A 21636-nucleotide genomic window follows, 5' to 3' on the forward strand; every position below is an offset into this window, starting at 1 on the left:
TTGATGCCTGTGTTGTTCAAAGGGAAAAAACCGTCTCGCAGGGCCTTTTTAAAAGGGGCTGTTGCTGGTGGTGCAGGCGCGCTGACTGGTGGCACGGCATTGGCTGCGGGTGAAAAAGTTATCACTGAACTGCAGCCGTGGATGTCAGAATCCGGCGCGCCGGTGGATGCAATGCCTTATGGCAAGCCGTCGGCTTATGAAGATCATGTCAAACGTCGGACGGTGGAGTGGTTGACTGCGGATCCTATTTCGTCGATCAACTTCACACCGCTGCATGAACTTGACGGGATCATCACGCCCAATGGCTTAGCGTTCGAGCGCCACCATGGTGGCGCAGCCGATATTGAACCGGGCAAACATCGTTTGATGATCAATGGTCTCGTGGAGACCGAACTTGTTTTCACGATGGATGATTTGATGCGGTTTCCGCGTGAAAACCATGTGTATTTTCTGGAATGCGCTGCCAACTCTGGCATGGAGTGGCGCGGATCACAGCTGAATGGCTGTCAGTTCACCCATGGGATGATCCATAATGTGATGTATACCGGCGTGCCGCTGCGGCTGTTGCTGGAAGAAGCCGGTGTTAAAACCGCGGGCAAATGGTTGCTTGCTGAAGGGGCCGATTCTGCGGCGATGACCCGGTCCATTCCTATGGAAAAAGCGATGGACGATTGCATCGTTGCTTTTAAGATGAATGGCGAAGCATTGCGTCCTGAACAGGGGTATCCGGTGCGGCTGGTTGTTCCCGGTTGGGAAGGCAATATGTGGGTTAAATGGTTGCGCCGCCTCGAAGTGGGTGACAAACCTTGGCATCACCGCGAGGAAACGTCGAAATATACCGATCTGTTGGCCAATGGCAAGGCGCGTCGCTTTACGTGGGAGATGGATGCCAAATCGGTGATTACCAATCCTAGCCCGCAAGCGCCGATCAAACATGGCAAAGGACCAACGGTTATTACCGGGGTTGCATGGTCAGGACGTGGCACCGTTCCCCGTGTTGATGTGACTGTTGATGGTGGCATCACGTGGCACAAAGCCCGGATTTCTGGGCCTAGCCTCGATAAATCGATGCATCGTTTCTATTATGAGTTTGATTGGGATGGCAAACCATTGCTGTTGCAGAGCCGGGCACATGACAGCACGGGCTATGTTCAGCCAACCAAAGATCAGCTGCGCAAGTTTCGCGGCGTCAATTCTATTTATCATAACAATGGCATTCAGACTTGGGCCGTGGATGAAGAAGGGATCGCGGAAAATGTCGAAATTTCTTAAGGCGATTGTTGCTGTAAGCCTGTTGAGTAGCCCTTTGATTGTGTCTGGGATTGCGACAGAGGCGCAAGCTGAAAAACTGGGTCTGGGGCGTCCGGCAACGGCGGATGAAGTCAAGGCGTGGGATATCGATGTCCGGCCCGACGGTTTGGGGCTGCCTGAAGGCCGTGGCAATGTTGAGGATGGCGAAGAGCTGTTTATAGACAATTGTGCGGCTTGCCATGGTGACTTTGGTGAGGGCGTTGATCGTTGGCCTGTGCTTTCTGGTGGGCATGATTCTCTGGAAGATGACCGGCCGGTTAAAACCATCGGCTCCTATTGGCCTTATGTCTCGACCGTGTATGACTATATCAATCGAGCCATGCCGTTTGGTGCTGCCCAAACGCTAGAGCCGGATCAGGTGTATGCCATCACCGCTTATTTGTTGAATATGAATGACGTGGTGGATGATGACTTTGAGCTGAGCCACGAAAATTTTGCGGATGTGAAGCTTGAGAATGAAGATAATTTCTTCATGGATGATCGTGCTGATGGGGAATTGAAGGAATTTGCCACAGAGCCTTGCATGACAAATTGCAAAGACTCGGTTGCGATTACCAAGCGGGCGGCCATCATTGATGTGACGCCAGAGGAAACCGCAGCGAGTGAAGCGGATAGCGAGGCAAAAGCTGAAGCGGCTGCTGAAGAAATGAAGGCTGTAACTGCTGACGCTTCTGACGCTGAAGAGTCTAAGCCGGTTGAAGAGGCTGTATCAGCAGCGCCGGCCCCTGCCGTTTTAGATGAAGCTTTGGTCAAGTCCGGTCTGAAGGTGTTCAAGAAATGTAAAGCCTGTCATCAGGTCGGTGATAAAGCCAAGAACAAGGTAGGTCCTGTTTTGAATGACATTTTTGGACGAGAGATCGCTTCCATCGACGGCTTTAAATATTCCAAGGCCTTTGCGGCCAAAAAAGAAGAAGGTGGTTTTGTTTGGGATGAGGAGAATATCTCTGGATATTTGACCAAACCCAAAAAATTCATCCCTAAAAACAAGATGGCTTTTGTTGGCTTAAAAAAGGAAAAAGATATCAAAGCCATCATAGAATATCTCAAATCCATTTCTCAATGAGGCCTAAAGCTTGAGGGGAAGGACCGGTTTGAAAGTATATTGGTTGTTGATATTGGGTTCTTTGGTGGGCCACTTGGGTGTCTCAGGTCCTGCATGGTCGCAGGATCTGAGTCCTCTAGAGAAGGCTGGCCAAAATTCTTTTAAAAAATGCAAAGCCTGCCATCAAATTGGGGTGGGAGCCAAGAACCGTATTGGTCCGCAATTGAACAATCTGTTTGGCCGCAAAGCTGCAGATGTGGTTGGGTTCAAATATTCCATCGCCATTCGCCGTCAGGGAGATGATGGACTCGTGTGGCATGCCGACAAGCTCGATGCCTATATTGAAAATCCTAAGAATCTGGTGACTGGCACAAGGATGAACTTTGCCGGTATCAAAGATGCAGAAGAACGCATTGCATTGCTGGCCTATTTGCGCCGTTTCTCGGACAATCCAAGCGATATTCCCGAGGCCGATCCGACGGCGACAGACGCAGAACACGATATTGATCCTGCTATTTTGGCGCTCAAAGGGGACCCGGAATATGGAGAGTATTTGTCCAGTGAATGCGCAACCTGCCATCAAACCAGTGGTGTAGATGATGGGGTGCCGTCCATCATCGCTTGGCCAGACGAAGATTTTGTTATCGCGATGCATGCCTACAAAAAGAAACTGCGCATCCATCCGGTGATGCAAATGGTGTCGGGGCGGTTGTCTGATGACGAAATTGCCGCTCTTGCTGCCTATTTCGGAGGATTGGCGCCAGAATAACACAAAAAACGAGGGAGGAGACAATATGACTTTGAACAGACGTATATTTTTGGGGTCCGCGGCTGCCATGGCTGGCACTCTGGCAGCGCCTGCGGTTTTTGCCGATGGGCATAAAAAACCGCGTGTGGTGGTTATCGGTGGTGGTGCCGGTGGGGCCACTGCGGCGCGTTATTTAGCCAAAGATAGCAAGGGTGCGCTGGATGTTACGCTGATTGAGCCTTCGCGTGATTATTACACCTGTTTTTTCTCCAACCTTGTGATCGGTGGTATTAAAGAACTCAGTTCCATCCGCCATTCTTACGGCACGCTGGCCGCAGAGTATGGTGTAAATGTCGTGCATGATTGGGCTGTTGAGGTGGACCGGTCCGCTAAGATGATCAGTTTGGCAGGTGGCGCAAAACTGGCCTATGATAAGCTGGTGATTGCACCGGGGATTGATTTTGTGGATGGTGCTGTGGAAGGCTGGGACGTGTCGGCTCAAAACAAGATGCCTCATGCCTATAAGGCGGGATCACAGACCGAACTGCTGCGCGCACAAATTCTGGCAATGCCACAAGGTGGTGTTTTTGCTATGGTCGCACCTCCCAATCCTTATCGCTGCCCTCCCGGACCCTATGAGCGCATTTCCATGGTCGCGCATTTGCTCAAGCAGACAAACCCTACCGCCAAAATTCTGATAGCGGATCCAAAGTCCAAATTCTCTAAGATGGCATTGTTCCAAGAAGGCTGGGGTACCCATTACGATGGTATGGTGGATTGGGTTGGGCCCGATTTTGGTGGTGATAAAGTCTCGGTTAATCCCGACACTATGATGCTGACAATCGATGGTGAAGAGAACAAAGTCGATGTCTGCAACGTGATACCGGCGATGAAAGCAGGACGCATTGCACAAATAGCAGGCGTGACCGAAGGCAATTGGGCGCCTGTTCATGCCAAGGACATGTCTTCCAAGATTGACGGTGATATTTATGTGCTTGGAGATGCTGCCGCGCAAGGGGACATGCCGAAGTCGGGATTTGCTGCTAACAGCCAAGCCAAAGTCTGCGCCATGGCGATCCGTGGTGCGTTGCTCGGGTCCAAGGTATTTCCTGCCAAATTCTCCAATACCTGTTGGTCTCTTATTGATACCAACGACGGGGTGAAAGTCGGCGCGAGCTATAAAGCGACGGATGACAAAATCGCCAAAGTGGACGGATTTATTTCACAAACTGGCGAGAGCTCGGCAACACGCGCCCAAAACTTCAAGGAATCTGAAGGGTGGTACGCGGGCATAACAAAGGACATGTTTGGCTAAAACTGAATGGTGGGGTTCGCGGCCTGCGAGCCCTTTTTTACCAGATGACGCGGGGATGCGTCGGGAGGATCATAGTATGAAAAAGAAACTGATCGCACTTACCACAGGTCTGGTGCTCGGGTTGGTATTTTCCGCTCCGGTTTTGGCTGACGATCATGGTGGTAAAGTCGCCACGACTTATGCGTTTGACGGCTCTTTTGATGACGCTACGTTTGCCGTTGAAAGCGCCATTATCGATAAGGGGCTGGTGATCGATTATGTCAGTCATACCGGTGAGATGCTCAATCGCACTGGTGCCGACGTTGGCAGTAACAAAACGATCTTTGATGCTGCGGATGTCTTTTTGTTTTGCTCAGCAGTGTTGTCCCGCAAGGTCATGGAAGCGGATGCTATGAATGTTGCCCATTGCCCATATGGCGTTTTTGTAGCGGATCAGGACGGCAAGGTTGTGGTCGGATATCGCAATATGCCGGAAGGACCAATGCAGGAAGTCCAGGCGCTTCTTGATGAGATTGTCAAAACTGCTATTGAGTAAAGACGATTGGTTTTCATCAAAGGATTGGTCGCCCTCGTAACTGACTGAGCGGTCCTATTGGGAAGGACACCAAATAGAGGACTTTGACGTCTTTTCCATTTAATAGGCCGCTTGGTTCAAGTGTGGCAATGTTGGGTAATCAAGATGGATTCGTTGATCGAGGCTATGATCGAAGCTGTTGGTGATGATGGTGTGATGATGGTCGCAGGACTTTTGGTTGGGTTGCTCTTTGGCGCTGCAGCACAGCATTCGCGCTTTTGCCTCAGGGCTTCGATTGTCGAGACCGCCCATTCGCAATTGGGTGCAAAGCTTGCTATCTGGTTGTTGGCCTTCACATCGGCGGTGATGTTTGTGCAGATCGCTATTTTAGCAGACATTCTTGATGTTTCAGGCGCCCGGCAATTATCGGCTGTTGGCAGCATGTCTGGAGCGATCGTTGGCGGCTTGATGTTCGGTGTGGGTATGATTTTGGCCCGAGGATGCGCCAGTCGTTTGTTGATCTTGTCAGCGACCGGCAATTTGCGCGCCTTGGTAACGGGGCTAGTGCTGACTTTGGTTGCTCAGGCATCGCTGCGGGGGGCTCTGTCGCCGTTGCGGGAAAGTATCGGCGGCCTATGGTTGATTGATGGGGGGGAGACTCGGAATTTGCTGACTGTTCTGGGGCTCGATACCATCGCTGTTGTGGGCTTGGCCGGGGTTGTCATGATGGGCGCGCTTTGGCTTGCTGTGGTGCGCAAGGTCCGTTGGAGCCATGCGCTGGGGGCCGTTTTGGTCGGCTTCGCTGTCTCCCTTGGATGGGGATTGACCTACCAAATCGCACAAGTGTCATTTGAGCCGATTGCCATTCAAAGCGTGACCTTTACCGGCCCCTCCACGGATACATTGATGGCATTCGTCAACCAATCTGCTGTTGTCTATGATTTTGGCATTGGTTTGGTGCCCGGGGTTTTTGTTGGCGCTGCGATGATGGCGTTATTGACGGGTGAGTTTGAAATTCAGCGCTTTGGTCCTGAGGTGAAGATGGAGCGCTATTTGCTGGGAGCGGTGCTGATGGGATTTGGTGCCATGCTCGCAGGTGGTTGTGCCGTTGGTGCGGGTATGACTGGAGGTTCGATTTTTGCCATTACAGCGTGGGTGGCGGTGTTTTCTATGTGGATGGGTGGTTTGGCGATGGTCTATTGGTCGGAACGGTGTGTGCCACTCGTCATTACCTTCAGGCGATAATAAGGACTTGCCTTCCATCTCCAAATTCCAGTGAATAGCGCGCAATCTGAAGCACTCTGGACGATGCTTGATGCGTCAGATTCTGCGCGCCACTCTTCTCCCAAGAGCCTGAGGTGCTTGCCTAAGTCGCTATTTTGCTTAAGGTTTGCATAGCTTCAGAAATGTCATAGTGGTGATTTCCAACAAAAAGCCCATTGGAGTCTATATGCGAGGCGTTGGGAAGATCTCCGAAAATGTCCGCGTCGATATATTTCATCACTTCATTGTTAGTGAAGTTCCCAGCTACGATCGGGCGACATTCAAATCCGGCTTCATTCAGCTCTTCAATGAGCCTTTGACGGGTTAGATCTGCTTGGGGGCGAATAACCAAACTAAATCCAAACCAACTGCTTTGACCGGTCTCTTGCTGAATGAGAAGATTTGCATGGTTGCCCAGAGCTTCTTGAAAACGCATACCATTTTCGCGTCTGGCCTTGATTAGAGAAGGAAGTTTTTTTAATTGTTCGGTGCCGATGGCGCCAGACATTTCCAGAGGTCGCACATTGTATCCGGGCAGCACAAACCGAAAAGATTCTTCAAAGGCATTGTCGCTCTTTTCACCACAAACATGATTGTGTTTGGGTAGGTTGCGGGTCCAGCCATGCGCCCGCAAGGAAAGGAGAATATGGTATAGCTCCTCATTTGCCGTGACGATCAGGCCGCCTTCCATTGTTGAGATATGGTGTGAAAAAAAGCTGCTGAAACTTCCCATGATGCCAAAGGTGCCGGTCTTACGGCCAGATAGCTCAGCGCCCATCGATTCACAATTATCTTCAATGATCCGGATGTCGCGTTCGCCGACAATTTTATTGATCGCATCAAAGTCGTTGGGATTGCCCAGCAGATTCACCGCCATGATGAGGCGTGTTTTGCCTGTGATGGCCGCTTCCAGCTGTTCAAGATCATAATTGAGCGTGTTGAGATCGATATCAACAAAGCGAAGCTTCATGCCATATTGTTGAAGCGGATAGTAAGTTGTGCTCCAGGATACTGCTGGCACGATCACTTCATCTCCGGCTTTTAGCGGGTTCTCTTTTGTGAAAAACAGCGCGGCGACCATGAGCAAATTGGCTGAAGAGCCAGAATTCACCATGACGCAATAGGGGCTTTCAACATAGTCCGCAAAACCATGCTCGAACGCTGCCACCTCTGATCCCATGCTGAACATGCCGGAACTGACAACCCGCTGGATCGCATCATACTCATCTTGATCCCAAGTCGACGTTGCCAACGGATATCTTAAATTGCTCACAGCTTTTCCTTTTCAAGGTAGAAGTCATAGGTCAGCGCGATCCCTTCCTGCAGCGAAGTGGCCGCTTGCCATCCCCATGTGGATGATTTTGTCACATCAACCAATTTTTGTTTCATGCCAACGGGTTTGCTTAGATCGTGGGTAAAGTGACCGGTGTATCCAATGACCTCAGCCACTTTTTCATAATACTCATTCACTGAGTAATCCATGCCCAGTCCAACATTCATCACTTGCGGCATATGTTCAAAGTCAACCAGTGCACGCCACATACAGTCGCTGAGGTCTCCGGCATACAGAAATTCGCGTCGGGCATGACCGTCGCCCCATATATCTACTTCTGATATATTGTTTTGCTTGGCCAGATGTAACTTGTGAATGATGGCGGGTACCATGTGGGAGTTCTTGGGATCAAACTTGTCATGCCGTCCATAGATGTTACATGGAACCAGCGTTTTATACTGAAATGCCTCATCCTCTCGGCTGATATAGTCGCACAATCGAGCGGCAACAATCTTGGCAAGGGCATAGCCCTCATTTGTCGGCTCAAGTTCTCCGCTCAGTATCATCTCCTCCCTCAAGGGAGAAGAATAATTGCGCGGGTACATGCAGGAGCTGCCAAGGTTGAGCAAGCGCTTCACCCCTGCGTTCTTTGAGGCCATGATAACATTGCGGCCAATATCCAGGTTCTCGACAAGAAATCCGACCGGTTCGCGTATGTTGGCATTGATGCCTCCGACTTTTCCGGCGCAATGCACCACATAGTCCGGACAGGTCTTTTGCAGATATTGGTGGAGAGCGTCATAATCGCGCAAATCCAATTCAGCACTCGACGGCGCAAATATTTCGTGTCCTTCGTTGAGTGGGCTTTCAAGAAAGTTCCGTCCGACCATGCCAGCACCGCCGGTGAGGAATATACGCATGTGAAAGTCTTCCTGTATCAATTTGACTGTTTCAATAGATCATTCGCAGATAGCTAACGGTAAGTCAAAAACAAGTCTTCTCATCAATGCGCTCATAGGCCAGCCATCCCCACCGGTGCGCTCTTTCTCTCGGTGTATGGGGCAAGTGCGTGTTGGTTTTGAGAGCTTGGCCCTGTGTTTTATACTCCTCGGAATTATTCAAATTCCATTTGCTCAAAGACGCGTCCTGCGTTTTTTGTGGCCAATTGCTCGAATGTATCCAGATGTTTGTAGGGTGACTGATCGACATAATAGGCGTCTTGCAAGGTGCCTCCGTTTTCAAGATGTTCACCGATTTTGCCGCGTAAATATTCCAGATAGCCTTTTGTATAACGGCGCACCTGATCCATGTTGGTGGGATGGCCATGACCTGGGATGACATAAGTGGCTTCCAAGGCTTCAAACTTGGTGTCCCACGTTTCCAGCCACTCTGCTGTCATGCTGTCCTCAAACAGCGGCAACATGCGCTCGTGAAAAGCCATGTCACCCGAGATGACCAAACCCTGTTTAGGCAGCCAGACGACGATGTCGCCAGCACTGTGCGCTGGCCCCAGATGTCGGGCTTCTATGCGGAAGTCGCCCATCTCGACGATATAGTCATCTTCAAAAGTCTCTGTCGGAGGCGACAATTTTGTACCCTCTGCCTTTTCGCGATTGAGTCGTTGCATATTACTCAGGCTTTGTGGGCCACGGTCGGCAAATTCTTCTGCAGCGTCGGTGTGCGCTATGATTTTAACGCCTTGTTCGGCCCAATAGCTGTTGCCCAACATGGCGTGACCTTGACCGTTTTCGCAGAAAACCAGTTTCACTTCTTGGTCTGTCAGCGCCTTGATCTCTTGGTGTAGGGCTTTGGCCAGCACATATGCGCCACCGCTGTTGATCACAACCACGCCTTCACCGGTGATGATGAAAGACAGATTGTTGTTGTGGCCCGAGTTTTCATAAGTCGGCGGCGCCGTTGCTCCGATGGCGGAAAAAACGCCGGGAATCACTTCATATGGTTTTGAATAGAGCGGCGAGGCGGGATATTGATCGGCAATATCCTCGCTGGCGAATGCCGTGAAGGCATGTGTGCAGCTGGCGGTCATCAGGGCTGTAAGTGCGATCAGTGCGGTTTTCATGATGCATCTTCCTCTATAAACCGGTATCCATCGGATGTTTTCTCTGCACGCCCTAATCCGCCATTTGGCAAGTGGAAACCGATGAGCTGCATTTTTTCAGTGGCGATTCGGTCCAACAACATGGTTCGGGCCTTGGCTGCTATTTCCATGTCCTGATCTGAACCTGACTGCCACTGCGGTCTTTCAAAGGCAACATGATGATTGCCGATGGCATCGCCAACGATCATCACACTGTCGGTTCCTGATCTCACCTCAAAGGACATATGACCGGGGGTATGGCCAAAGGTGGCGCGGCTGGCTATGCCGGGCAAGATTTCTTCGTCATCTTTGAAGAAGGTAATGGCGTCCTCGATGACTTCCAGTCGTCTTTGTGCTCCCACAGCAAAGGCGGTGCGTGAAGCGTCAATGGTATTAACCGTGTTGGGGTCCATCCAATAGTCCCACTCGGTTTTGCCAATCATATGGGTGGCATTGGGAAACATGGGATCGTCAAAATCGTCAAGAAGGCCCCATAAGTGATCGGGATGGGCATGGGTGAATACAACATGGGTTACATCATCTGGTTCCAGATCAAGAGCTTCTAGCGCCTCAAGCCCTTTGCCGGCTGTTGGCTGGAAGCCGGACCCTGAACCAACATCGAACAAAATGGTGCGCTCACCATCGCGGATCAGTGTCATGTTGCATTCGGGCGACAGGCTTTTGCGGGACAGGTGATAGCGCTGCAAAATAGGTAATAGCTCCTCCTGAGGCATGGGCCCAAGGATGAAATCACCCGGAAGGACCAAATGTCCATCGTGCAGTGTGTCAATCTGAAGTTCACCCAGAGACAAAGAATTACGCGCCCAAACCGGTAGCGGAGACATCATTATTGAGGCCGCTACGGCGGCGGTTTTTTTTATGAAATCGCGTCTTGTCGTCGTCATGGCACTCACCTAAACATATTGCAATATGATAATGTATTATAGGCGGGAGGCGATTGGCAATCTAGTCTTTGGCGTGAGGAGGACGTGTTGTTTTGGTGGTTTGATGGATAGAAACACCAGAATATTTGAATGGTGCTTACACTAGCTAGCCAGACTGCTGGCCTGCTCCGTTTCTTTTTGTTCCAAATGTGCGCAGAAGTCATTGAAGGGCATCGGGCGCCCGAAGTGATATCCTTGGGCAATATGGCAGCCAGCGAGACGCAACACTTCCGCTTGTTCCGCTGTCTCCATGCCTTCGGCCACTATGTCGATATCAAAACCATGGGCCAGTGCCATGACAGCGTTGATCACAGCCATTGAATCCATTGAGTGTGGTAAATCTTTAACAAAGGCCCGATCAATTTTGATCTTGTCCAACGGGAACTGGTGGATATAGCTCAGTGATGAATATCCGGTTCCAAAATCGTCCAGGGCAATCTTGATTCCCTCTGCACGGATGGCGTTGAGGGTTTTGACGATGGCTTCAGGGTCTGCGATGAACAAAGATTCTGTGATCTCGATGTGCAGTCGTTCCTTTGGTAAGCCGGACAGAGCCAAAGCGTTTTGAATGTCCGCAAGGATGTCAGAGCGCACAAACTGGATTGCCGAAACATTGACCGCAACGGTGACAGGCTCTGGCCATCGCATAGCATCACTGCAAGCTGTCTCCAAGATCCAGCGGCCCAACTCCACGATCATGCCAGTCTCTTCAACAATCGGAATGAAAACATCGGGGCGGATGAGGCCCATATCACGATGATGCCAGCGAATGAGCGCTTCGCATCCAATGGTCTGTGAGGTTTTTAGATTGACCTGTGGCTGATAGTGGAGTTCAAATTCCTTACGTGCCATCGCATCGATGATCTCTCGTTCCAGCACACGGCGGTGTACCACATCGGCTGCGAGATCAGATGTATAGAACAGGCAATTTTCACCGCTTTCCTTGGATCGATGCAAGGCAACCGAGGCTGATCTGACCACTTCTTCAGACAACAGCCCCCCCTGACAAAAATCAGCCACGCCAATATGACATCCGACAATAATGTTGTGTCCGCGGATAGAGAAGGGTGTCTCAAGGCATCGTTGGATACGCTTTGCCAAAAATGCAATGTCGTCTTTGTCCGCACCAATCTTCCCGAGTAAAAACTCCTTTTGTTCGGAACAGCCGATACTGTCAAATTCATCCAGTTGTGAGAGACGTTCACCAATTTGCCGCATGAGCAAATCAAAATATTCGCTGCCTAAGGATTGTTTGATTTTGTCAGCGCGGTTTCCTTGACAAGCGAAAATCAACGCGTCCGTCTGCATTGCTGCGTTCATGCGCTCATCCAGGGCTTCGCTGAAGCCTACTTTATTGAGCAAATCGGTCAGATGATCATGATCGGCAAGATATTCCAGCCGCAGCTGTTCTTGCTTGGCCTTGGTCACATCATGGAACAGCAATGTGGCGACCCGGCTTTCGCTTTGTTCGCCATGATTTTTCGTTTGGATAAGAGACGGTGTGATGGAGCATTCAAAATAGTGAAGGGTTTCGCCCCGTGTTATCGTTAAAGTGCGCAGGGAATGCTGATTTTCAAGCTGATCAGGGTTCTCCAGACACAATTGCACAAGAGCCGCCATTTCTGTTGGCATGGATGTGCCAATTTGACCGCCCTTGGCAGTCTCGAAGCCGAGTTTTCCCAGCAAATTGATCGCCTGATGGCTGATTCCCAGAATTTTCCCGTCGTCGGTGGCAATGAGAATGCCAGAAAAACTGTCGGAGACCACTGTCTCAAGCAAGGCTGATATGCTTCGGGTTTGTTTATGGGATAGTGTCAGCAAAAGGTCTTTGAAACGGATCTCGAATAGAATCAGAGTGGCACCTGCTGCCATGATTTGTATTTGGATAAATCCGGTTTGCAATATGACGGGCTGCTCAACATACAGCCAGAAGCCAATCACTTCGACCAATGCTGCCAATGCTGTCAATTCAGCAATCTTGATATAGCTGTTCTTTTTGCGGGTCACGCCTATCAATACGACAAAAAGGAATATTATGGCCGATAGTCCGTAGGACCATCGTGTGGGGGCGTAGGATAGATTGCGGGCCTGAATGAGGTTTTCGGCGGCCAAAATTTGTAATTTGGGGCCTGTTATCATACCGTAGACCGGTACGGTCAACGTGTCTCGCAACTCTGCGGCTCCAGCCCCGACAAGCACTTTTTTGCCTTGGAGCACGCCTGTCGGGAGTTTGCCTTCCAGCAGGTCAATCACCGAGTAAGTCGGTATGCTGTCCACATCTATGCCATAGTCGACAATAAATGTGCCGAGCGCGATTGTCTGAACGCCTCCCAAAACGCTGGTTAATGAAGGAACGATGTCTCCCTCGATGGCTTGAGCCAAGGGAAAATGGCGAACGACGCCGTCGGTGTCCGCCAGCATGTTGACAGTCGCCAGCCAGGCATTGTCGCCCAGCTGCTGAATTGGGCGGTTGGTCTGGACCTGTGCGGTTGTAAGGTCGGAGATATCATTTTGCTGAAAAATCGCTAGTGTGACCGGCCCTTCAGCCTTTTCGAGCGCTTCTTGAAAGATGATGTCTTGTTGGGGTGAAGATGATGCGCTGAAATCGATATCAAAAGCCAGTTCTTCTGCCCCCGCAGCAAAGCTCTTTTCAACGATCTCCCCATAGATGGATCGTTTCCAAGGCCAAACGCCAATGGATGTCAGACTTTTGTTATCAATTTCGAGAAGGGCAATGGCTTCACTGCTGGGCTGGCTGTTTAGCTCCATACGCTTTTCGGCGATCGCATGATCCAGATAATAGAATATCTTATATTCGCTCGCCATGGCACAGCCGAGGAATATCGCAAAAATTGCGAGGATGCGATAGAAAACGACGCGCTTCATTGCAGACTCAGTCCCAGCTAAATATCAATAGTGACTATAGGAATGGAGTCTTGCTTAAAGCTTTTAATGCATGCGATTTTTGGGCTTTTCTTATCGTATGGAAAACAACTGATTAACGCTGAGCTGGTCGGTTTGGTGCTTTGTGATCACCCCATGGCGGCTCTCGATTTGATCAGGGCGGTGACCCTCTCTGCATTATCGCGAGCGCGGCTGCCGTCTGCATGGTAGACATTATTCTCAAAACCGATGCGCGCTTTACCGCCTCGTTGCATTGCATGGAGCAAGCAATCCGTTTCTTGATTGCCAAAGGCACAACAGGCCCAGTCTGCTTTGATGCCGACTGCCGTTTCAAGGGCATGGAGCGATTGAAGGAAGGGATGAAGGGCATCGGGGCTTGATGTCTGGCCCGTTGTGTAACGACCCAATACAAACAGCAAGTCAAGCCTGCTGGACGGCAGCGTTCCGTCGCTACATAGCTTCGTAATGAGATCAACATCTTGGGTGTCGTATAGGATATGCTGGACTGCGACACCCTTTTCTTCCTGCTCTTGATAAAACCGTTTTATTTCCGGTATTTCTCCATCGCCGAGCATTTCCCGAATGGATATGGAGACTGCCGCCGGTGTTACGTCTTGCACGACTGAGCGCTGTTGCGCCGGGCTATATTGTCCCACCGATTCGGTTGTAATCTGAATATAAATGTCAGGCGTCGCAATTTTGAGCTCTGCCAGCAATTCCCTATACAAACCGGCATCGAGACAATGCTTGCCATCCTTGTCGCGTACATGGGCGTGGAGACCATCGGCTCCGGCTTGAGAACAGACTCGTGCGGTTTCAACCGTTTCCGCAATCGTAATAGGTAAAGCGGGGTGGTCTTTCTTGCCTTTGCGGGCGCCATTGGGGGCGACCATAATGTGGGGCAACGCTGGCAGGTGTGGGGAGGCCATTACAGGACCTCGTCAAAAGCGATTTTGAGTTTTGTGATCATTTCCTCAATATGCTGGTCTTCGATTATGAAGGACGGAGCCAAGAGGATATGGTCGCCATGCACGCCGTCGATGGTGCCGCTCATCGGATAACAAATCAGACCGGCCTCGAAGGTCGCCTTTTTGAGGAGCTTGCCTTTGGCGAGGGATGGATCGAACGGTGTTTTGGTGTCTCGGTCTTTAACGATTTCCAAACCGATAAACAGCCCACGTCCGCGAATGTCGCCGACATTGGGATGTTTGGCAAAAGCGTTCTGCAGGCCTGTGCGTAGCTTTTCGCCCATCTGGCGGCTGCGTTCTGCCAAGCCCCCGTCGGTTAGTTTGGTCAAAACCGCCAAAGCGGCGGCAGAAGCCGTGGGGTGACCCATATAGGTGTGACCATGCTGGAAAAACCCGGTTCCGTTTTCGATTGCCCGATAGATTTTGTCAGTGCATAACATCGCACCAATAGGCTGATACCCCGCTCCGAGACCTTTGGCAACGGTTAGAATGTCTGGCGAAATATCATCCTGTTCACAGGCAAACAGTGTGCCGGTGCGTCCCATGCCGCACATCACTTCGTCAAGGACCAGTAGCACGCCATATTTGTCGCAAATCTCACGAATGCGGCGGAAATATCCTTCAACCGGTGGCAACGCGCCTGATGTGGCACCAACGACTGGCTCGGCGAAGAAAGCCATTACCTGATCAGCCCCGACGCTCAGGATTTCAGCTTCGAGTTCATTGGCGATGCGCTGCCCATAGTCATAGGCGCTTTCTTCTGGTTTGCGGTCGCGATATTCATAACAAGGAGAAATATGGCTGGTTTCGATCATCAAAGGGGCAAAAGGCTCGCGGCGCCAGATATTGCCTCCTGCGGCCAACGCACCCAAAGTATTGCCATGGTAGCTTTGGCGTCTTGCAATGATGCGGTGACGACTGGGTTCTCCGATTTCCAGAAAATACTGTCGCGATAATTTCAATGCTGATTCGACGGCTTCAGACCCGCCAGACACCAGATAAACCCGGTCTAGTCCCTCCGGTGCGTGTTCTATCAGTTTGTCAGCAAGCATTTCAGCGGGCTTTGAGGTAAAGAACCCTGTGTGTGCGAAGGGAACCGCATCGATCTGGTCTTTGATTGCTTTAATCACATCGGGGTCACTGTGTCCAAGGCACGAAACGGCCGCTCCACCTGACCCATCAAGATATTTTTTTCCATTGGTATCATAAAGATAAACCCCTTCGCCTTTTTCAATAGTAGGGAGGGTTGCTTTGGTGTGGCGGGGGAAAATATGGGACATGATCTGCCTGCTATGGAGAAAGGGGGAGGTGTCGCGTTGTATGGATTTCTGTTCTGTGCAAAAAATTCTATACATCAAAGAAACATATGTTTCAATTGTTGACTTTGTTTAAAACAATTGAAATCTTAGGGCCTTGGCAACGTCCCAGCGCCACAGGAGCAAGAATCTGAAGCAACCTACACAACAGTCCGATGTGACAGCCAAAGGGTTGGTCAAATTGCAGGATCGCGTCGCGGCTCACTATGGGGATATGAGCCAGCGTTTGCGGCAAGCCGCTGATTATGTTGTGGCACACGAACTTGATGTGGCAACCCATTCCTTGCGCACGGTTTCGGGCAAAGCCAAGATGGCACCGGCGACGTTTACGCGTCTGTCTCAGGCCCTTGGATTCTCCAGTTATGAGGATATGCGCGATTTATGCCGTGAATCGGTCGGGAGACAGGCTTTGACTTTTTCCCAGCGGGCCGAACGGCTTGCTCGGGAGCATCAAGGCGATGCGATGCCTTCGTTCTTTGATCGACAGATGTCAGCAAGCCTTGATAACCTTAACCAGTTGTCCGGTGAAATTGATCAAGACATGTTGTTGCAGGTTGTTGAAACCCTCAATGGCGCACGGGACGTGCTGTTGTTTGGTGCTTTTAGTTCGACCGGTCTTGTTGAGTATTTTGCTTATCTGGCGCGTTATTTTGCCAACAACTGGAAAGTTGCAGGGCGCATGGGTGCCTCTTTGAGTTCGGCGATGGTCGGGCTGGATGAGACTGATGCGGTCATCATTTTAACCAAGGGCCCCTATGCCAAGCGCTCGATTTTGGCGGCCAAAATGGCTTCTGCCTCAGGGGCTTACGTAATAGTTATTACGGACAAGCATTCTTGTCCTGCGCTGGAGTTTTCCTCTGCACATTTCATCGTTCCTACTGAGAGTCCTCAATTCTTTTCTTCATATGCGGCCACTCTTGTGCTAATTGAAACATTGGTAGGAATGCTAGTCGTGAGGGCAGGAGAGCAAGCACGCATCCGAATTGAAGATGTAGAAACCCGCAATCGCCAGTATGGTGAGTTTTGGGAATAAAAAATCATTCACAATCCTTTCGTTCAACACAGGGAGAACATAATGTTGAAAAAAGTAACTTTGACTGCGGCGGCCCTCGCCGCTGGGGTGGCCTTTTCACCCGCTGCTTTCGCAGAAGAATTCATCACTATTGGTACAGGTGGTGTTACCGGTGTTTATTATCCTACCGGTGGCGCGATCTGTCGTCTGGTGAATAAAGGCCGTAAAGATCATGGCGTACGTTGTTCTGTGGAATCCACCGGTGGTTCCGTTTACAACATCAACACCATCCGCGAAGGCGAACTGGAATTTGGTGTTGCTCAGTCTGATTGGCAGTATCATGCCTATCACGGCACATCCAAATTTGAAGACAAAGGCGCCTTTGAAGATCTGCGCGCTGTTTTCTCTGTGCACCCAGAGCCATTCACTGTTGTTGCCCGTGCTGACTCCGGCGTTAAAAACTTTCAGGATCTGAAAGGCAAACGCGTCAATATCGGTAATCCAGGATCTGGCCAGCGCGGCACCATGGAAGTTCTCATGGATGCTCTTGGTTGGACAACCAGTGATTTTGAACTGGCAACCGAACTGAAAGCCTCCGAGCAGTCTGCTGCTTTGTGTGATAACCAGATTGACGCCATGGTTTATACCGTTGGTCATCCATCCGGTTCCATTCAGGAAGCCACCACAGCTTGTGATTCCGTGCTTGTGACGGTTGATGGCGCTGCTGTTGATAAACTGATTGCTGACAACAGCTATTATCGCTCAGCAACCATTCCAGGTGGCATGTATCGCGGTAACGATGCCGACACCCAAACCTTTGGTGTTGGTGCAACCTTCGTCTCTTCTGCGAAGGTTTCCGAAGACACGGTTTATGTTCTCGTGAAATCCGTGTTCGAAAACTTCGAAGCTTTCAAAAAACTGCATCCTGCATTTGCGAACCTGAAGCCAGAAGAAATGGCAACCGCTGGTCTGTCTGCTCCTTTGCATGACGGTGCTGCAAAATACTATAAAGAAAAAGGCTGGATCAAATAACCAGTCAATGTGTGGCTTCGGGGTATAATGCCCCGAAGCTTCCAATTACCTTTTGATATGGCCGGATCGGGGCTTGTTTCTGTCCGACCTAAAAAATTCATAAGAATGCCATCGTTGGCCAGTTCTGGATATTTTGTTTCTGTTCCGGTCATCACCCCTTGGGCGATGGTTGGGAGCTGTTTCACATGTCAGACAAGAATGTGACTGGGCAAGCGTTATCTGAAGACGAACTTCAGGAACTGGTTGCCTCCTCAGACGCGGGTTCGCGTAACCCCATCGGTCCGGTGGGTACTTTCCTTGCAGCCGTCGCTTTGATCTGGTCAATTTTTCAAGTCGTTTTGGCCTCGCCCATCTCGAACTATGTATTGCCCGGTGATCTGATCAATAACTCACGCCAGTTTCATCTGGCTTTTGCGCTGTTCCTTGCCTATATGGCTTATCCGGCGCTGAAAAGCAGCCCACGCCATCACATTCCACTTCTTGACTGGATACTCGCCACCAGCGGTGCCTTCATCGCGCTGTATGGCTTCTTTATGTATGAAAAGATCGTCAACAATGGCGGCTTGGCTGATGATCTCGACAAATGGGTGGCTTTGGCTGGCCTTCTGATTTTGTTCGAAGCAGCCAGACGTTCGCTTGGCCCTGCTATGGCGATTATCGCCACGATCTTCTTGGTTTACGTTTTCTTTGGCTCATCTGAAATCATGCCCGAAGTGATCCGCTGGAAAGGCGCTTCGCTGAAAAAGGCCATGAGTCATATGTGGATTACATCCGAAGGTGTATTTGGCATCGCTTTGGGTGTGTCGACCAAATTTGTTTTCTTGTTTGTCCTGTTCGGTGCCTTGCTCGACAAAGCCGGTGCAGGCAATTATTTCATCAAAATGGCATTTGGTGCGTTGGGCCACCTGAAGGGCGGGCCTGCAAAAGCAGCCGTGGTTGGGTCGGCTGCAACGGGCCTGATCTCGGGCTCTTCCATCGCCAATGTGGTGACCACCGGTACGTTCACCATTCCTTTGATGAAACGGGTTGGCTTCTCGTCCGAGCAAGCTGGCGCGGTGGAAGTGGCCTCAAGTGTCAACGGTCAGATTATGCCGCCTGTGATGGGGGCGGCTGCCTTCTTGATGGTGGAATATGTCGGCATTTCCTATGTTGAAGTGATCACCCATGCCTTCCTGCCAGCGATCATTTCCTACATTGCACTCGTTTATATTGTGCATCTGGAAGCGGTGAAGCGGAATATGCCGGTCATCGGCGACAAGGTTGTGTCCACCATGCGTACCGTTTTGGGCATGCTGGGATTCTTTGCTGGCTTTGCTGCGCTGTGTTATGGGGTCAAATACCCGATCGGCTGGATCGTCTCGCTGGTGCCAAATGGTGCGAGCTGGATTTTGGCGGTGCTGGTTGTTGTTTCCTATCTAGCCCTGCTCAAACTTGCTGCGAGCGGCGAAGATCTGCATCCCGATGACCCCAATGCCAAAGAAGTGGTCTTGCCAGAGGTAGCCGAGATCTACAAATCAGGTCTCTATTATCTGCTGCCTATCGTGGTTCTGGTTTACTTCCTGATGATCGAGCAAAAATCGCCGGGTCTGTCGGCTTTTTGGGCGACGTCTTTGTTGTTTGTCATCCTGCTCACCCAGCGTCCGATGAAAGCAATTTTCCGTGGAGAAAGCGAAACGGTTAGTGCCTTCAAACAAGGCGTTTATGATTTGGGTGTCGGTCTGATTGATGGCGCACGCAACATGATCGGGATTGGTCTGGCTACGGCCACGGCCGGTGTCATCGTTGGCACAGTGACCCTGACTGGTATTGGTCAGGTGATGGCTGATCTGGTCGAGCTGCTCTCGGGTGGTAACCTTGTTCTGATGTTGATCTTTGTGGGTATGTTGTCCCTCGTGCTCGGTATGGGGCTGCCAACCACTGCCAACTATATTGTTGTCTCATCGTTGATGGCCGGTGTGGTCGTGGCGCTGGGTGAGCAATCTGGTTTGGTTGTGCCGCTGATTGCTGTGCATTTGTTTGTGTTTTATTTTGGCATCATGGCGGATGTTACGCCGCCTGTGGGGCTTGCCTCCTTTGCCGCTGCGGCGGTGTCGGGAGGGGATGCGATCAAAACCGGCTTCATTGGCTTCTTCTATTCCCTGCGCACCGTGGCATTGCCATTTGTGTTCATCTTCAACACCGATCTGTTGCTGATTAATGTGACATGGTATCAGGGCATCTTGGTGGCTATTATCGCAACGATTGCTATTCTGGTGTTTACCGCCGGTACGATGGGGCATTTTATTACCAAAAGCCGTCTTTATGAGAGCGCTCTTTTGGTGTTTATATCCTTCGTGTTGTTCCGGCCTGATTATTTCATGAACCGGATTCAGCCTCCATTCGAAATGGTTGAACCTGCTCAGATTGCCAAAGTGATCGGCGATTTGCCCGAGGGCGGCGAAATTCGGATGAAAGTCGCGGGACCCGATTTTGATACCGGTGAAATAAAAGACAAAACACTGATCCTCGTTGCTGGTGGTGAAAAGGATGGTGAAAGCCGTTTGACTGCCATGGGGCTTGCCTTCTTGGAAGAGGATGGCGTGGTCAAAATGGATGAGCCGTTCCCGGGCACACCTTTCTTCGACAAAATGGGAACCTATGACTTCTATGGTGATGATCCGGTTTTCGTGAAAACCGCTCAAGTGAAAGCAGATCAGTTGCCTAAAGAACTGATCTTTATCCCGGGCCTGCTTTTGTTGGGTCTGGTTTACATGATGCAGCGCATCCGCGTTGGCCGACAAGAGGAGGAAGCCACGACATGATGAAACAGGTTCTTTGTGCCATAGACCTCAATCAGAAGAACGATAATGAGGTGTTGTTGAGGGCTAACAAAATCGCTCGATTGGATGACGCCAATCTGGATGTCATCACTGTGGTGCCCAATTTTGGTATGGCCTTGGTTGGCTCCTACTTTGATGATAATTTCCAGAAGCAAGCCGTTGAGGACGCGCAGTCTGCGTTAAAGGCTCGGATTGCTGATGTTCTGGGAGATGATCGCAATAAAAACATTCGCCACATCGTTGCGGTTGGCTCCATTTATGAAGAAATTTTGGAGCTGGCAAAACAGACCGACTCCGATCTGATCGTGATCGGGGCGCATAAACCTGATTTACGTGAATATCTACTAGGCCCGAATGCGGCGCGCGTTGTGCGCCATTCCAAATGTTCGGTCTATGTGGTGCGGGAAAGCTAACGTTTAGCATTAAGCTTAAAAGACAGGCCATCCCGCAATGCGGGGTGGCCTTTTTTATTCAATGCATCCTTATGCCGAGGTCCAGATCGCCCTTGCATCGGCAGTAGATTGCGGGACGCAAAACCCTTGATACGAAGACAGGCCCGAAAGGGCCTGTTTGGATGTGGGTGCCTATTAAAGCCGATTAGGCGGCTTCCATAGAGCCAAATTTTTGTTCGACTAGGCCGAGCATGACAAAGTTGGCTGTCGTGGCACTGCATGCCATAGGCAAATCATAGACAATGGCCAGACGGTTGAGCGCCTTTACATCCACGTCGTGGGGCATGGGAGAAAGAGGGTCGACAAAGAAAATCAGTCCGTCCAGACGCTTCTCTGCAATCATCGCACCGATCTGCTGGTCGCCACCTAGGGGACCAGAGAACAGAGGTGTGAGGTTGAGGTCTGGAAAGGCTTTGAGGAGTCGTCCCCCTGTGGTGCCTGTGGCAAACAATTCTGCTTTTTCAAGCAAGTGCAGATGCTTGCCAACCCATTCGATCAAATCATCTTTTTTCTTGTCGTGGGCGACCAATGCGATGCGCAGAGCACCGGTGGGCGATTTGCTGTCTGTGTCTTGCATGGGGTCTCGTCCTAGAGCGGTTTTGCGGCCAACCTTGCGATCAAATTC

At 50.7% G+C, this 21636-nt stretch carries 18 protein-coding genes; 10 read left to right on the plus strand and 8 right to left on the minus strand.

The window, feature by feature from the left end:
* The first annotated feature begins 3 nt into the window (after positions 1-3).
* The 6 genes from soxC to C0081_RS07580 all read left to right on the plus strand — a co-directional run bounded on the left by soxC (position 4) and on the right by C0081_RS07580 (position 6175).
* Positions 4-1272: a sulfite dehydrogenase gene (gene soxC, locus C0081_RS07555; RefSeq protein WP_101533212.1), complete on the plus strand. Its 1269-nt coding sequence runs from the start codon at positions 4-6 to the stop codon at positions 1270-1272.
* Positions 1256-2374, plus strand: coding sequence for a c-type cytochrome (locus tag C0081_RS23770; protein WP_101533213.1), 1119 nt, complete (start codon positions 1256-1258; stop codon positions 2372-2374). The genes soxC and C0081_RS23770 overlap by 17 nt, the downstream gene beginning before the upstream one ends.
* 28 nt (positions 2375-2402) lie before the next feature.
* Positions 2403-3122 (plus strand): c-type cytochrome, encoded by a 720-nt coding sequence (locus C0081_RS07565; protein ID WP_210200432.1) that lies wholly within the window; start codon positions 2403-2405, stop codon positions 3120-3122.
* 25 nt (positions 3123-3147) lie between these two features.
* On the plus strand, positions 3148-4416 hold the full coding sequence (locus C0081_RS07570; RefSeq protein WP_101533214.1) for an NAD(P)/FAD-dependent oxidoreductase: 1269 nt from the start codon (positions 3148-3150) through the stop codon (positions 4414-4416).
* A 76-nt stretch (positions 4417-4492) separates the two neighbouring features.
* The gene (locus C0081_RS07575) at positions 4493-4951 is read left to right on the plus strand and encodes a DUF302 domain-containing protein (protein WP_101533215.1); all 459 of its coding nucleotides are present in this window, start codon (positions 4493-4495) and stop codon (positions 4949-4951) included.
* A gap of 144 nt (positions 4952-5095) precedes the next feature.
* Complete coding sequence (locus C0081_RS07580; RefSeq protein ID WP_210200433.1) at positions 5096-6175, plus strand: YeeE/YedE family protein; 1080 nt, start codon at positions 5096-5098, stop codon at positions 6173-6175.
* A 121-nt stretch (positions 6176-6296) separates the two neighbouring features.
* Here the strand turns inward: C0081_RS07580 and C0081_RS07585 are convergent, their stop codons facing one another.
* The 7 genes from C0081_RS07585 to C0081_RS07615 all read right to left on the minus strand — a co-directional run bounded on the left by C0081_RS07585 (position 6297) and on the right by C0081_RS07615 (position 15660).
* Positions 6297-7466, minus strand: a complete 1170-nt coding sequence (locus tag C0081_RS07585; protein WP_245417878.1) for a DegT/DnrJ/EryC1/StrS family aminotransferase — start codon at positions 7464-7466, stop codon at positions 6297-6299.
* Positions 7463-8386 (minus strand): GDP-L-fucose synthase family protein, encoded by a 924-nt coding sequence (locus tag C0081_RS07590; protein WP_101533216.1) that lies wholly within the window; start codon positions 8384-8386, stop codon positions 7463-7465. Before C0081_RS07590 ends, C0081_RS07585 begins: the two co-directional genes overlap by 4 nt.
* Positions 8387-8580: 194 nt before the next feature.
* Entirely contained in the window at positions 8581-9546 is a 966-nt protein-coding gene (locus tag C0081_RS07595; protein WP_101533217.1) for an MBL fold metallo-hydrolase, read from the minus strand.
* Entirely contained in the window at positions 9543-10469 is a 927-nt protein-coding gene (locus C0081_RS07600; protein WP_101533218.1) for an MBL fold metallo-hydrolase, read from the minus strand. Before C0081_RS07600 ends, C0081_RS07595 begins: the two co-directional genes overlap by 4 nt.
* 141 nt (positions 10470-10610) lie before the next feature.
* Positions 10611-13394, minus strand: a complete 2784-nt coding sequence (locus tag C0081_RS07605; protein WP_101533219.1) for an EAL domain-containing protein — start codon at positions 13392-13394, stop codon at positions 10611-10613.
* Between the two features lie 146 nt (positions 13395-13540).
* Positions 13541-14341, minus strand: coding sequence for a beta-keto acid cleavage family enzyme (locus C0081_RS07610; RefSeq protein WP_210200434.1), 801 nt, complete (start codon positions 14339-14341; stop codon positions 13541-13543).
* Positions 14341-15660 carry an aspartate aminotransferase family protein gene (locus C0081_RS07615; protein WP_101533220.1) on the minus strand — a complete coding sequence of 440 codons (1320 nt, stop codon included), beginning with the start codon at positions 15658-15660 and terminating at the stop codon, positions 14341-14343. The genes C0081_RS07610 and C0081_RS07615 overlap by 1 nt, the downstream gene beginning before the upstream one ends.
* Before the next feature lie 193 nt (positions 15661-15853).
* Here C0081_RS07615 and C0081_RS07620 point away from each other — a divergent pair, with 193 nt between their 5' ends.
* The 4 genes from C0081_RS07620 (at position 15854) to C0081_RS07635 (ending at position 20972) form a co-directional block, all read left to right on the plus strand.
* Entirely contained in the window at positions 15854-16729 is an 876-nt protein-coding gene (locus C0081_RS07620) for a MurR/RpiR family transcriptional regulator (protein ID WP_101533221.1), read from the plus strand.
* Between the two features lie 42 nt (positions 16730-16771).
* The gene (locus C0081_RS07625) at positions 16772-17740 is read left to right on the plus strand and encodes a TAXI family TRAP transporter solute-binding subunit (RefSeq protein WP_101533222.1); all 969 of its coding nucleotides are present in this window, start codon (positions 16772-16774) and stop codon (positions 17738-17740) included.
* Positions 17741-17925: 185 nt separating this feature from the next.
* The gene (locus C0081_RS07630) at positions 17926-20541 is read left to right on the plus strand and encodes a TRAP transporter permease (RefSeq protein WP_101533223.1); all 2616 of its coding nucleotides are present in this window, start codon (positions 17926-17928) and stop codon (positions 20539-20541) included.
* The gene (locus tag C0081_RS07635) at positions 20538-20972 is read left to right on the plus strand and encodes a universal stress protein (RefSeq protein ID WP_101533224.1); all 435 of its coding nucleotides are present in this window, start codon (positions 20538-20540) and stop codon (positions 20970-20972) included. Before C0081_RS07630 ends, C0081_RS07635 begins: the two co-directional genes overlap by 4 nt.
* A gap of 184 nt (positions 20973-21156) precedes the next feature.
* On the opposite strand, the gene C0081_RS07640 is transcribed toward C0081_RS07635, so the two are convergent.
* Complete coding sequence (locus C0081_RS07640; RefSeq protein WP_101533238.1) at positions 21157-21588, minus strand: methylglyoxal synthase; 432 nt, start codon at positions 21586-21588, stop codon at positions 21157-21159.
* Between the last annotated feature and the right edge of the window lie 48 nt (positions 21589-21636).

The sequence above is a fragment of the Cohaesibacter celericrescens genome (genome assembly GCF_002866925.1).
Lineage (GTDB): Bacteria > Pseudomonadota > Alphaproteobacteria > Rhizobiales > Cohaesibacteraceae > Cohaesibacter > Cohaesibacter celericrescens.

Coding starts and splice junctions, on each gene's coding strand:
- C0081_RS23770 (WP_101533213.1), top strand. CDS start 1,256: ATGTCGAAATTTCTTAAGGCGATTGTTGCTGTAAGCCTGTTGAGTAGC.
- C0081_RS07600 (WP_101533218.1), bottom strand. CDS start 10,469: ATGACGACGACAAGACGCGATTTCATAAAAAAAACCGCCGCCGTAGCG.
- C0081_RS07590 (WP_101533216.1), bottom strand. CDS start 8,386: ATGCGTATATTCCTCACCGGCGGTGCTGGCATGGTCGGACGGAACTTT.
- C0081_RS07605 (WP_101533219.1), bottom strand. CDS start 13,394: ATGAAGCGCGTCGTTTTCTATCGCATCCTCGCAATTTTTGCGATATTC.
- C0081_RS07640 (WP_101533238.1), bottom strand. CDS start 21,588: ATGCAAGACACAGACAGCAAATCGCCCACCGGTGCTCTGCGCATCGCA.
- C0081_RS07615 (WP_101533220.1), bottom strand. CDS start 15,660: ATGTCCCATATTTTCCCCCGCCACACCAAAGCAACCCTCCCTACTATT.
- C0081_RS07625 (WP_101533222.1), top strand. CDS start 16,772: ATGTTGAAAAAAGTAACTTTGACTGCGGCGGCCCTCGCCGCTGGGGTG.
- C0081_RS07610 (WP_210200434.1), bottom strand. CDS start 14,341: ATGGCCTCCCCACACCTGCCAGCGTTGCCCCACATTATGGTCGCCCCC.
- C0081_RS07595 (WP_101533217.1), bottom strand. CDS start 9,546: ATGAAAACCGCACTGATCGCACTTACAGCCCTGATGACCGCCAGCTGC.
- C0081_RS07580 (WP_210200433.1), top strand. CDS start 5,096: ATGGATTCGTTGATCGAGGCTATGATCGAAGCTGTTGGTGATGATGGT.
- C0081_RS07630 (WP_101533223.1), top strand. CDS start 17,926: ATGTCAGACAAGAATGTGACTGGGCAAGCGTTATCTGAAGACGAACTT.
- soxC (WP_101533212.1), top strand. CDS start 4: ATGCCTGTGTTGTTCAAAGGGAAAAAACCGTCTCGCAGGGCCTTTTTA.
- C0081_RS07570 (WP_101533214.1), top strand. CDS start 3,148: ATGACTTTGAACAGACGTATATTTTTGGGGTCCGCGGCTGCCATGGCT.
- C0081_RS07635 (WP_101533224.1), top strand. CDS start 20,538: ATGATGAAACAGGTTCTTTGTGCCATAGACCTCAATCAGAAGAACGAT.
- C0081_RS07575 (WP_101533215.1), top strand. CDS start 4,493: ATGAAAAAGAAACTGATCGCACTTACCACAGGTCTGGTGCTCGGGTTG.